We start from the raw sequence: 11975 nt of genomic DNA on the forward strand, positions 1-11975 counted from the left end.
CATCGGTTATGCCAACGCAAAAAAAATAATATAAAACAGTATGTTATATTTTGGTCTCCCCAGTTTGGCGCAGAATGCCGCACCAAAACAGGGCGAGTCGCCGGGCCGTGGCTCATAATGGAGCGATCCGGTTTTCCGGCTGGGACTATTATATAGCCGACCGGCCACAGTATGGCAGGCTCTCTGCTGTGATACACTCCCCGGAGTCCGATTCGGCGGCTATAAGCCCCGGAATCCACAGGCTTTGAAACCAGTGAGGTAAAACGTGAAAGGTCCTCAGGATATCCTTGCCCAGTTGCAGGGCCAGTTTGGCCAGTTTGTCCCCGACATGGCCCGTGCCGCCCGTGAAGACATCGAAACCCAGGCCCGTGCAACCGTCATGGCGGTGCTGTCCCGCCTCGAGCTGGTGACCCGGGAGGAATTCGAGACCCAGCAGGCGGTGCTGCTCAAGACCCGTGAGAAAGTGGACGCGCTGGAGAAACGCGTTGCCGAGCTGGAACAGAAGCTCGAGTCCCGCTGATTGACCAAACGGCAGACAGGATGTCTGCCCGACTGACCCATGGAAGGAAAACATGCTCGCTGTTGTTCACTCCCGCGCCAGTATTGGCGTGTCCGCGCCCGCCGTTACGGTGGAGGTGCATCTCTCCGGCGGCCTGCCCGCCCTGTCGATTGTCGGTCTTCCGGAAACCGGTGTCCGTGAAAGCAAGGAGCGCGTGCGCAGTGCACTGCTCAACGCCGGTTTCGAGTTCCCCGCCCGTCGAATAACGATCAATCTGGGGCCGGCGGATCTGCCCAAAGAAGGCGGCCGCTTCGATCTGCCCATTGCCCTGGGCATCCTTGCCGCGTCCGGGCAGGTTCCGCCCGAGAGCCTTGCCGATCTCGAATTTGTTGGTGAGCTGGCCCTGGATGGGGCTCTGCGACCGCTCAAGGGTATCCTGCCCGCCGTTCTGGCCGCCCGCAGTGAGGGGCGGGGCCTTCTCATCCCGCAGGCCAACTCGGGAGAGGCGGCTCTGGCCAGTCGCGGAGACGTCCTTGCGGCCAGTCACATTCTTGCGGTTGTTGAGCACCTGTCGGGTCGTGCGCGGCTGGTGCCGGTGCCGCGGGCCGACATGGATCGGCCGGAATCCTCCTCTGGGAGTGCTCCGGATCTCAGCGATGTCCGGGGCCAGCAGGTGCCCCGGAGGGCGCTGGAAGTGGCAGCGGCCGGTGGGCACAACCTTTTGCTGTTCGGCCCGCCGGGCACCGGCAAAAGCATGTTGGCAAGCCGGCTGCCGGGTATCCTGCCGCCATTGGCCGATGATGCTGCCATGGAAGTCGCCAGTGTGCACTCCGTGGCCGGGGTTCCTGTTCGTGAGGGCGGCTGGCGGGAGCCGCCGTTCAGGGCGCCCCATCATACGGCGTCCTCCGTGGCGCTGGTTGGGGGTGGTAGCAGTCCCCGACCCGGGGAAATCTCGCTGGCCCATCGGGGCGTATTGTTCCTCGATGAGTTGCCGGAGTTTGAGCGTCGCGTCCTGGAGGTTTTGCGAGAGCCGATGGAGACCGGCGAAATCGCGATCAGTCGGGCCGCCCGGCAGGTGCGTTTCCCGGCCCGCTTTCAGGTGATTGCTGCGATGAACCCGTGCCCCTGCGGCTACAGTGGCCATCCTTCCGTCGAATGCCAGTGTTCGCCGGCCCAGGTCCTGCGCTACCGCTCTAAAATATCGGGCCCGCTTCTGGATCGGTTCGATCTCCATGTGGAGGTTCCGGTGCAGGAAGGCTCAATGCTGATGCAATCCGCCGAAGACGGCGAAAGCAGTGCCTCGGTTCGTGATCGGGTGATCGCGGCCCGGGGCCGACAGGCAAAACGTGGAGTGGTCAATGCCGAGCTGTCCGGTCGGGCCCTGCAAAACGCGTGTCGCCTGGATGACAGCAGCGAACAACTTCTGACCTCCGCGATGGAGCGGCTGGGATTGTCGGCTCGCGCACTGCACCGGATTCTCAGGCTGGCCCGCACACTGGCGGATCTCGCCGGAGCGGACCAGGTGGCTCAGTCGCACCTGGTCGAAGCATTGGGGTATCGGCAGCTTGATCGTCAGCGGGGGGCGTCTTCGGCGGTTTCCTCCTGACCGGGCACACTCTGGTAAACTGGTGTCATCGTAAGAATCGCAACCCGCGTAAGGACCTGAAATGACTGACAAGAACGAACCGCAGGAAAAGACCGAGGTCGCGGATTCGCCCGTTACCACGCGTCGGGGTGTACGCAGTTTTGTGCTTCGGCAGGGGCGAATGACCGAGGGGCAGAAAAAGGCGTTTGATCGGGGCTGGGCGAAATACGGCCTTAGCCGGGAAGACGGCATGATCGATCCGAGGGAAGTGTTCGGCCGGGATGCGATGCTCAATCTCGAGATCGGGTTCGGGATGGGCAAATCCCTGGCAGACATGGCGGAAGCGGCGCCTGAGCAGGACTTCATCGGCGTCGAGGTGCATCTGCCGGGCGTCGGCGCCCTGCTCAAGGAAATCGAAGAACGCGGCCTCGAAAATGTGCGGATCTACAATATTGATGCGAACGACGTGATCGATCTGTGCCTGCCCGATGCCTGTCTGGATCGCGTGATGGTCTTTTTTCCCGATCCCTGGCCGAAGAAGAAACACCACAAACGCCGTCTGGTGCAGTCCGAATTTGTCCAGCGAATCCGGCACAAGTTGCGGGTGGGTGGCATTTTGCATCTGGCCACAGACTGGGAGAACTACGCTGAGCACATGATGGAAGTCATGGGTGAGGCGGAAGGTTTTGCCAACTCACAGGGCGTGGGAGAGTATTCCCCGCGTCCCGATGACCGGCCCATCACCAAGTTCGAGAAACGGGGTGAGCGTCTGGGGCACGGCGTCTGGGACCTCGTGTTTCACCGCACCAACTGAACAGTAGGGGTCAGCCTGGCGCGATCGGATGGCGCCGGGCGGCTCGTATGATGACCAGGCCGGCGATGCCGAGAGTCAGGCCGGTGAACTTGATCAGGGCGCAGAAGGTGGCGGACAGGCTGACCACATCCGTGGGTGGGTTGAAGTTGTTCAGCAAAAGGACATTTTCCAGAAGATCCCCGATGCCTGCCGCGACGAACAGGGCCCGGACCCACCGGGCCACCATGCGCTCCCGGACGCCGGGGCGGTCACGCATGAAGTGCCGGGTCAGGCTCAGGAACGCCATGACGTAGACACCGATAAAAACAAAATCCAGCCAGAGTGATACCTGGGCCCAGGCCTGGCCGTCAGAGCGCCAGCTGCGCAGAATGGCATGGGCCTGATCGGCGGTGGCGGCCAGCTGAAAGCTGACAATACCCTGTGGCGCCGACGCGGTCTGCAGCGGCTGATTGATGACCAACAGGGCGGCCAGAAGTATGACGGCCGAAAACAGGTTGGTCTTGAGGGCCTTGGACATGGTGCCCCACCCGGTCGGCAGATCCATTACAAAAATCGCTCCAGCAGGCTGTTCAGATAGCGCTGGCCCAACTCTGTGGCCTGAAGGCGCCCCCGTTCCAGCAGGTTTTCTCGTCTCAGTTCTTCAAGTTTTACTCCAACTGACCTCAGCGGTAAACCCGTACGTTCGACGAACAGTGATTCCTCGACGCCGTGTTTTAGGCGAAGTGTGTTCATCAGGAATTCCAGGGCCCGTTCGTCCGGGGCAATAGCCTCCGAGCCGGCGGTGCGGCTTCCGATGCGTCCCAGGTAGGCGTCAGGCTGCCGGGTTTTCCAGTAACGGCGGATGCTGCCGTCGGGCAGGCTGATTTTTCCGTGTGCCCCTGCGCCGAGGGCCAGGTAATCGCCGAACGTCCAGTAATTGAGATTGTGCCGGGAGGCGCGCTCTGGCCGGCTCCAGGCAGAGACTTCGTAATCGTCAAATCCGTGTTCGCGAAGCAGCGCAGATCCCGCCTGGTAGATGTCCCAGAGCCGATCGTCGTCGGGGAGATCGGGCGGTCGGCTGAAAAACTCCGTATTCGGTTCGAGGGTGAGCTGGTACCAGGAAATGTGCGGTGGCTGATGGTCCAGCGCAGCCTTGAGATCCGCAAGGGCCTGCTCCGGAGTCTGATCCGGCAGGCCGTGCATGAGATCCAGATTGAAGTTGTCGAAGCCTGCGGCGCGCGCGGTATCTGCGGCGCGATGGGCAGCTTCCGGATCGTGGATGCGCCCCAGTGTGCGCAACTGTCCTGGATCGAAACTCTGGACGCCGATCGACAGGCGGTTGATGCCTGCTTCGCGAAACGCATTGAATCGGGCCTGTTCGACCGTCCCGGGATTCGCCTCGAGCGTGATTTCTGCGTCCGGGGCAATGGTGAGCCGCTTCCGGAGTGCTTCGAACAGACGAAAATAAAAGTCCCCGCTCATCAGTGATGGGGTCCCGCCGCCAATGAAGATGGTTTCGATGGGCCGGTCACCGGCGAAGGAAAGATCCTGTTCCAGGTCTTCGATCAGGGCCTGCAGGTAAGCCTGCTCGGGAATGTCGCCCTTCTGAGCGTGGGAATTGAAGTCGCAGTAGGGGCATTTGCGCACGCACCAGGGCACATGTACGTAAAGGCTCAGGGGCGGGGCAACCGCCACGGCGGAGGTGGCGGTCATGCCGTCAACGCTCCTCCGTCAGGTGTTCGATCAGTTGGGCGAGGGCGCGTCCCCGGTGACCAATGCGGCCCTTTTCTTCCCGCGAGAGCTCGGCGGCGCTGCAGCCGTGCTCTGGGACGAGGAAAACCGGATCGTAGCCGAATCCGCCCGTACCCTGTCGCGCCCTGAGAATGCTGCCGGGCCAACGCCCATGGCAGATGATGGGGGTGGGATCGTCCGCGTGCCTGAGAAAAACCAGAACACAGTGGAACTGGGCGCCGCGTTGATCGTCCGGCACGTTCTCGAGCGCCTCCAGCAGGGCATCGATGTTCTCATCATCGGTCGCGCTGTCGCCGGCAAAGCGGGCGGATCGGACTCCTGGCAATCCGCCAAGCGCGTCCACGGCGATACCACTGTCGTCGGCCAGCGCAGGAAGCCCGGTTTCCCGGGCGGCGTGGCGCGCCTTGAGTATGGCGTTCTCGACAAACGTGACGGCGGGTTCCTCGGCTTCCCCAACGCCCAGTTCTCCCTGAGCCACAGGTTGCAGCCCAAGAGGCGCAAGCAGTTCCGTCAATTCGGCAATTTTGCCCCGGTTATTACTGGCGATGACGAGTCTGTCGGTCATGGGCTCAGTCGCTGAACAGAGTGTGGGCAAAACGCACGGTCAGATCCTGCTGTAACCCGGCGGGACGGGCCGTGATGTTGAATGTCATCAGCTCGCCGGAGTTGTATTGGTACTGGGCCAGGAAGTAGACGGCGTCGCCTTCCTCGATGCGCCGGAATGCCAGGAAATTGACCTGTTGGATGTCATTGCTGACCTTGCCTTCCACCTGGCCGGTAACCGGCTTGAGGGAGCCATTGTCCTGTTCCTTCATGATGGCAATGTTGATCAGGCCGATGCCCTTGCTGCGCTGAAGATCGTTGGCCTGCGCCACCTCAGGCGACAGGAAGGTGCTGGGCAGAACACTCCAGTGCACCTGGTAGTCGCCGAAATCCTTGGAGCCGGCGGCCTGGGACGGCAGGGCGATCGCGAACAGCATGAGTGCGATCAGTGTTCTGGCAAAGGCTTGGATGGTGTTCATCAGGATCACTCCTCTTCCCGGGAAATACGGTAAATGGCGATCTCGCCAAGCAGGTTGGGCCACAGTCGGGCGAGCCAGCTGTTCTGGTGCTGGCCGTCGACCACCCGCCGGCTTCGGATGCGAATGCCTTTCTGGCGACACAGGGCCTCGAAATCCTTGAAGGTACAGAGCCGGATATTCGGCGTGTTGTACCACTTGTACGGCAGCGCCTCTGACTCGGGCATCCGGCCGCTGAGTGCCAGCCCCCAGCGCAGGCGCCAGTGGGCAAAGTTGGGAAACGTGACGATGCCTTCGCTGCCCACCCTGAGCATCTCATCCAGCACTTTGTCCGGTCTCCGGACGGCCTGCAGGGCCTGGGTCATCAATACGATATCGAACATGGCGTCGTCAAAGTTCTCCAGCCCCTGAGTGTCCAGGTTCTGCTCAATGACGGAAACGCCACGGCCCATACACGTCGTGATGTGATCCGGATTGATCTCAAGACCAAATCCCGTGGCCTGGCGCTCGCGCTGCAGGTAATCGAGCAGGGTGCCATCACCACAACCAAGATCGAGAACGTGGTCTCCCGGTTTGATCCACTGCTGGATGATTTCCAGGTCCGGTCTCATGCGCCCACCTCCCGTGCCACTCGATCCATATACGCGGTAAACACGTCGGTGTATCTCGGTGTGGGGATCAGGAAGGCGTCGTGGCCCCAGGGCGCGTCGATCTCTGCATAACTGACTTTCTTCCTCGCGGAGATCATGGCGTTGACCAGCTCTTCGGAGCGTTCCGGTGCGAAACGCCAGTCCGTGCTGAAGGACAGTACCAGAAATTCACAGCTGGCCCGGGCGATCGCGCGGGACAGGTCGCCACCGTGATCGTAGGCGGGATCGAAGTAATCCAGGGCGCGGGTCATCAGCAGGTAGGTATTGGCATCGAAGGACTCGGAAAACCGCTCGCCCTGGTAGCGCAGATAGCTCTCCACCTGGAACTCGGCATCGTAACCGAACTTGTAGGCCTCTTCGCGAAGCTCCCGTCCGAACTTTTCCCCCATGGAGGCGTCCGAAAGGTAGGTAATATGACCCACCATGCGGGCAAGCATCAGCCCCCTGCGGGGTACGATGTTGAAATCGTAGTAACGCCCGTCGTGGAATTCCCGGTCTGACGTGATCGCCTGGCGGGCGACCTCGTTGAACGCAATGTTCTGGGCCGTCAGGCGTGGGGTGGACGCGATGACCACGGAGTGTCGCAGTCGGTCCGGATAATCCAGGCTCCACTGTAGGGCCTGCATCCCGCCCAAGGAACCACCCACAACCGCAGCCCAGCACTGGATCCCCAGGCGGTCCGCCAGCAGCGACTGGCTCTTTACCCAGTCGCCGACGGTAATGACGGGAAAATCCGGACCATAGGGCTTGTTGGTAGCCGGGTTGAGGCTGTTCGGCCCGGTACTGCCGTGACACCCCCCGAGGTTATTCAGGGACACCACAAAAAAACGGTCGGTGTCGATCGGTTTGCCCGGCCCGATGCAGCTGTCCCACCAGCCCGGCTTACGGTCTTCCATGCTGTGATAGCCCGCGGCATGGTGGTGTCCACTCAGGGCATGACAGATCAATACCGCATTGCTGGCGTCGTCGTTCAGTTCCCCGTAGGTTTCCACGACCAGGTCGTAGCTCTCCAGGGTCTGACCGCAGGCCAGTTCAATGGGCGTGTCAAAATGATAAGACTGCGGGGTGACTATCCCGACAGAATCCGCGGGGAGGGAATCGGGCATCGGCGCGACAGGTTCCTGGTTCGATCCATAATATCTGGGCCGACGATCGCAAAAAGCCATCGCCAGCCCAGCAGTTTATAGTCGGGTGGGGATGGCTGCAACCGATGCCCCGGGGCCGATCAAACGGCGCCCGAGATGTTGACGACTTTCTGCTGGATCAATGTCGGCGCGGGCTTGCGAATCTGTCTCTGCATGGCGTCCGCAAGCTCCAGTTGCCGCCGGAGGTCGGCGATGGTGTTCTGCAGTCGCTCACGCTCGGCACGGCTGTCCCGATCGCTGCGCACCATGTCGCGCAGGCGCCGGATCTGGTGTTCCAGCAACTGCTTCTGTTCCATCGAGTACTGCATGATTGGCAGCAGGGCTTCGTGGGGCCAGCGCTCGACATCCTTGCGGACGCGGCTATAGAGCGTCCGCGCCTCACTGACCATGACGTTGAAGAACCGCCGGACCAGCAGGGACTGTTCGGTCAGGAGGTTCTTCGGACTGATGCGGAACCGTTTGGCTTTCTTGCGCAACTCCCGGATGGCAATGACATGGCGTCCGGCCCTCAGTGGGATCGGTTCCAGATGCCGTGCCCGGGTATCCTCGTTGTAACGGCGGTAGATCGCACCGACCATTTTTTCCGCGAGCCGGCCTTCGCTCATCAGATTGGTAAGGTCGCTCTCCAGCAGTTCGAAGAAATGATCCATGGCCCGGTTCATGCCGGCTGTGGTCCAGCTCTTTGACATCGACTCGCGGATCTTGGCGGCGTGATCCTCGAAACGTTGCTGGCTCACCATGTCACTGAGCGTAGCGCCCTGGGAATCCATCAATCGGCGGCTCGATCGCAGGGTGATCAGCTTCTTGTAATAGAAGTCGTAGTCCTGCTGCGCCCGGTCGGCAAGACGTCCCAGGGCGGGTTTGTCCAGGCTCGGGCCGGCACAGGCGATAAGCTCTTCTTCCAGCGACGCCAGGCGTGTCTGCATGGCCGCCTGGCTGTTTTGCAGCATGCCGAGCAGATCGTTGATCAGGCTCTGGGTGATCAGCTGCTCCTTGTGCATGAGGATGCGCTGGATAATCAGCTGTTCCAGCTTGCCGATGTTCGACCGCTCGAACAGATCGTTGTCCTGTCGCACCCGGGACAGCAGTCCCTGTTTGGCGGAGAGGGGGATGACATCGTGCTGCCGGATGCCAAGGTGATCGGCGGTATAGCTGCGGACCCGTTCGATGGCTTCCTGCGTGTGCTTTTCGCCCTGGAGGTCGTCCCAGAGCACGTCAATCTTGTTGAGCACCGCAAAGCGCCCTGCACGATGATCGGCGTGCTCGGTGTCGATGTGCTCTTTCCAGATGGTCATGTCGCTGGCGGTCACGCCGGCATCGGCGCTGAGCACGAAGATGATCGCGTGGGCGCGGGGCAACATGCTGATGGTCAGTTCGGGCTCGGACCCCAGGGCATTCAGCCCCGGTGTATCGAGAATCCGCAGGCCACGCTCGAACAGGGGATGGCGAATGCTGATCTGGGCATTACGCCACGCAGGCACCAGGACATTGCCCGGGTTGTTCCGGTCGTGTTCCAGCATGGATTCGTCGAACCCTAGGCTGCGGGCTTCTTCCGGAGGAACGCTCTTGACCCGTGCGACTTCGGCGAGCACTTCGCGCATGACCTCGGGATCGCGTTCATCGAGTTCGTGCTTCACCCACCGTTCCGGCTGATTCCGGAGTTGCTGCAGCGACAGCTCACCGGTCCGGGTCTCGATAGGCAGCAGTAGCAGGTAGTTCTGGTTTGCCGTGCGGTCGAAAAAGAGTTCCGTCGGGCACATGGTGGTACGGCCGGCCTGGGACGGCAGCATGCGTTGCCCGTAATTGGAGAAGAACAGGGAATTGATCAGCTCAGTCTTGCCCCGGGAATACTCGCCCACGAACGCGATCGTCAGTTCGTCCTCAATGAGCAGTTCCAGGCCATGACGGATGCGGGTGCTGATGTCGTCCGAGAACAGGTCGTTGTCCTGCAGCCACAATCGATATCGGCCAATCTGGCGGATCAGCTCCTTTTTCCAGTTGTGGTAGGCCTCGACCTGCTGCGACAGAGTTCCCTGTGGGTTCATTGGAGTTTCCTTCTGCGCGACTTCCCGGTTTGGCGGCATTCGGGCTTTGGATGCCCGAATAGACCCGGTTGTTAGTGGTTATCGTTAATGATATCCGCTCTTTCCGCGTCGTGTACTCGGATGGGTCACACTCTGTCTCTTTGTTATTCTGGATTGGCAAAAAAATACCGCAAAATCAGTGGCTTGATTCTGCGGTATGGAATGATTGTTTTCGTCGCCAAGTGTAACGAAATGTAGTTTGGAGGCTTGGTCTACATTCCGAGGCCGATGGAACCCAGTCCTGCGGCCAGTTTCATGTGATCGATGACGACGGAAATCACATTGAGAATCAGGAAAACGATGATCGGGGAGAGGTCGAGGCCCCCCATGGCCGGCATGATGTTCCGGACCGGGCGCATCACCGGTTCGGTGATCTGAGCCACCAGCTGAATGGCGGGATGCCCGCTGTGAGGCGCAATCCAGCTGACCACAACCACAGCAATGACTGACCAGAAATAGATTTTGACAATCAGGTCCAGCACGTTGAGAACGGCCCACACCAGCAGCGTCACCGGATTGAAGCCCGGAATGCCGCCGTTGAGCAGCACCAGAATGAAAAAGAAGGTGATCGCCTGGATGAGCACCGCCAGTATGAGAGAGGCGCCGTCAATGCCGCCCCATCCGGGGATGACTTTCCTCAGTGGCCGGAGGGGAGGGTTGGTGGCCTTGACCACGAACTGGGATATCGGATTGTAGAAATCGGCACGTGCGAGCTGCAGGAGAAAGCGCAGCAGCACGATGGTCATGTAAAAAGTCGACGCAATCAGCAGTATCGTGATCAGAATGTCTGCCAGCATGAAGCTGTCTCTCCGTTATCGGTTACTGTTTGCCGGCCAGCTCGCTGGCCATCTCTTCCGAGCGTTTGAAGGCAGCCTGGTAAGCCTTTTTCACCAGATCCCGAAGTCCGCCTTCCTCGAAGGTGTTCACCGCCTGCTCGGTGGTGCCGCCGGGCGACATCACGTTGCGCTTGAGCTGGGCCGGGTCGTGTTCGCTGCGGGCTGCCATCTCCGCGGCGCCGGCCATGGTCTGGATGGCCAGCTCCCGGGCAGTGGCCGGTTCGATGCCGGCGTCTGTGGCGGCGGCCTCCAATGCCTCCAGCATCAGGAAGAAGTAGGCGGGACCGCTTCCCGAAAGCGCTGTGACGCCGTGAAGCAGGTTCTCGTCGTCAACCCACAGAGCGGAGCCAATGCTCTCGAACACCGACTGGACCATGGTCTTCTGGTCGTCCTTCACATGCTTGTTCGCGAACAGTCCCGCTGCGCCTTTGCCAACCAGAGAGGGCGTATTGGGCATGACCCGAACGAGTGGCAGGCCGCCGCCGAGCCATTCATCCAGCGTGTCGGCTGTCAGACCGGCGGCGATGGAGACCATCAGCGGTCGGGTGTTCTGGACCACCGGGGCGATGTCCCGACAGACATCCGCCATCACCTGCGGTTTCACCGCAAGGACAACCATGTTCGCCTGCTGTGCACAGTAACGGTTGTCCGTGGTCACACTGACGCCAAAACGCTTGCGGATGGCTTGCAGGTGGCCGTCGTCCGGGGCACTGACCCAGATATCACCGGCCTTGTAGCCGTTGTCCAGCATGCCGCCAATGATGGCGCTGGCCATATTGCCGGCTCCAATAAATGAGATGGTGGGTGATGTGCTCAAGGTTCACTCCAACGGTTGATCGATTAGCAGAATGTCCGCGATGATAGCAGGAACTTGCCCGTTCAGCTCTGATCCCCTTTCGGTGGTCGCGGACCAAACAATGCGGTTCCCACTCGCACCCAGGTGGCTCCTTCGGCGATCGCCAGCTCCAGATCGCCAGACATGCCCATGGACAACGTGTCCAGTGGGCCGGCCGCAGGGAAATCCTGTTTCAGGCTTTTCAGGGCATTCGCCATTGACCGGAAACGGGCCCGGAGTGTCGACTCCGGCTGGTCCGGCGCCGGGATCGCCATCAGGCCCCGAAGCGACAGGCGCGGCAGCTCACTGATCGCTTCCACCAGTCCGGGAAGTGACTCGAGGGTGCACCCCGATTTGGTGTCCTCGCCGTCGATATTCACCTGCAGGCAGATATTCAGCGGAGGAAGGTTTTCCGGTCGGTGCTCGCTGAGCCGGCGGGCAATTTTCAGGCGGTCCACGCTGTGTACCCAGGAGAAGGAAGCGGCGATCTGGCGGGTCTTGTTGGACTGGATGGGACCGATGAAGTGCCACTCAAGGTCGGCAATATCCGCCAGGGCCTCCATTTTTTCCAGCGCTTCCTGCAGGTAGTTCTCGCCAAAGGCGGTCTGGCCCGACTGATGGGCTTCCCGCAGTTCATCCGGGGAGCGGGTCTTGCTGACAGCGAGCAACCGCACGCTCTCGGGCGCTCGCCCGGCCTGCAATGTTGCTTTTTGTATGCGTCGGGTTACGCTCCCGATGTTGTCTGCTATGCTGCTCATAGTGTGAGTTTGCCGCTTC

The 11975-nt window shown here is 60.9% G+C and carries 13 protein-coding genes; 3 read left to right on the forward strand and 10 right to left on the reverse strand.

The window, feature by feature from the left end:
• Nucleotides 1-265: 265 nt before the first annotated feature.
• The 3 genes from MSNKSG1_RS17180 (at nt 266) to trmB (ending at nt 2898) form a co-directional block, all read left to right on the forward strand.
• The gene (locus MSNKSG1_RS17180) at nt 266-520 is read left to right on the forward strand and encodes an accessory factor UbiK family protein (RefSeq protein WP_008940574.1); all 255 of its coding nucleotides are present in this window, start codon (nt 266-268) and stop codon (nt 518-520) included.
• Nucleotides 521-572: 52 nt separating this feature from the next.
• Nucleotides 573-2105 carry a YifB family Mg chelatase-like AAA ATPase gene (locus tag MSNKSG1_RS17185; protein WP_008940575.1) on the forward strand — a complete coding sequence of 511 codons (1533 nt, stop codon included), beginning with the start codon at nt 573-575 and terminating at the stop codon, nt 2103-2105.
• Nucleotides 2106-2166: 61 nt separating this feature from the next.
• Nucleotides 2167-2898, forward strand: coding sequence for a tRNA (guanosine(46)-N7)-methyltransferase TrmB (gene trmB / locus MSNKSG1_RS17190; RefSeq protein WP_008940576.1), 732 nt, complete (start codon nt 2167-2169; stop codon nt 2896-2898).
• A 10-nt stretch (nt 2899-2908) separates the two neighbouring features.
• Here the strand turns inward: trmB and MSNKSG1_RS17195 are convergent, their stop codons facing one another.
• From MSNKSG1_RS17195 to MSNKSG1_RS17240, 10 genes are all read right to left on the reverse strand, one after another.
• Nucleotides 2909-3442 carry a hypothetical protein gene (locus MSNKSG1_RS17195; RefSeq protein WP_008940577.1) on the reverse strand — a complete coding sequence of 178 codons (534 nt, stop codon included), beginning with the start codon at nt 3440-3442 and terminating at the stop codon, nt 2909-2911.
• On the reverse strand, nt 3442-4590 hold the full coding sequence (gene hemW, locus MSNKSG1_RS17200; protein WP_008940578.1) for a radical SAM family heme chaperone HemW: 1149 nt from the start codon (nt 4588-4590) through the stop codon (nt 3442-3444). Before hemW ends, MSNKSG1_RS17195 begins: the two co-directional genes overlap by 1 nt.
• A gap of 4 nt (nt 4591-4594) precedes the next feature.
• Nucleotides 4595-5194: an RdgB/HAM1 family non-canonical purine NTP pyrophosphatase gene (gene rdgB, locus MSNKSG1_RS17205; RefSeq protein WP_008940579.1), complete on the reverse strand. Its 600-nt coding sequence runs from the start codon at nt 5192-5194 to the stop codon at nt 4595-4597.
• 4 nt (nt 5195-5198) lie between these two features.
• Nucleotides 5199-5651 carry a DUF4426 domain-containing protein gene (locus MSNKSG1_RS17210; RefSeq protein ID WP_008940580.1) on the reverse strand — a complete coding sequence of 151 codons (453 nt, stop codon included), beginning with the start codon at nt 5649-5651 and terminating at the stop codon, nt 5199-5201.
• A 5-nt stretch (nt 5652-5656) separates the two neighbouring features.
• On the reverse strand, nt 5657-6259 hold the full coding sequence (gene metW / locus MSNKSG1_RS17215; RefSeq protein ID WP_008940581.1) for a methionine biosynthesis protein MetW: 603 nt from the start codon (nt 6257-6259) through the stop codon (nt 5657-5659).
• The gene (gene metX, locus MSNKSG1_RS17220) at nt 6256-7404 is read right to left on the reverse strand and encodes a homoserine O-succinyltransferase MetX (protein ID WP_008940582.1); all 1149 of its coding nucleotides are present in this window, start codon (nt 7402-7404) and stop codon (nt 6256-6258) included. The genes metW and metX overlap by 4 nt, the downstream gene beginning before the upstream one ends.
• 119 nt (nt 7405-7523) lie before the next feature.
• Nucleotides 7524-9488, reverse strand: a complete 1965-nt coding sequence (locus MSNKSG1_RS17225; RefSeq protein ID WP_008940583.1) for a dynamin family protein — start codon at nt 9486-9488, stop codon at nt 7524-7526.
• A 251-nt stretch (nt 9489-9739) separates the two neighbouring features.
• Nucleotides 9740-10324: a YggT family protein gene (locus tag MSNKSG1_RS17230; protein ID WP_008940584.1), complete on the reverse strand. Its 585-nt coding sequence runs from the start codon at nt 10322-10324 to the stop codon at nt 9740-9742.
• Between the two features lie 22 nt (nt 10325-10346).
• Nucleotides 10347-11180 carry a pyrroline-5-carboxylate reductase gene (proC, locus tag MSNKSG1_RS17235; protein WP_040887050.1) on the reverse strand — a complete coding sequence of 278 codons (834 nt, stop codon included), beginning with the start codon at nt 11178-11180 and terminating at the stop codon, nt 10347-10349.
• 62 nt (nt 11181-11242) lie between these two features.
• Nucleotides 11243-11956 (reverse strand): YggS family pyridoxal phosphate-dependent enzyme, encoded by a 714-nt coding sequence (locus MSNKSG1_RS17240; protein WP_040887051.1) that lies wholly within the window; start codon nt 11954-11956, stop codon nt 11243-11245.
• Nucleotides 11957-11975 lie beyond the last annotated feature (19 nt).

The organism is Marinobacter santoriniensis NKSG1, from assembly GCF_000347775.1.
GTDB classification, from domain to species: Bacteria; Pseudomonadota; Gammaproteobacteria; order Pseudomonadales; family Oleiphilaceae; genus Marinobacter; species Marinobacter santoriniensis.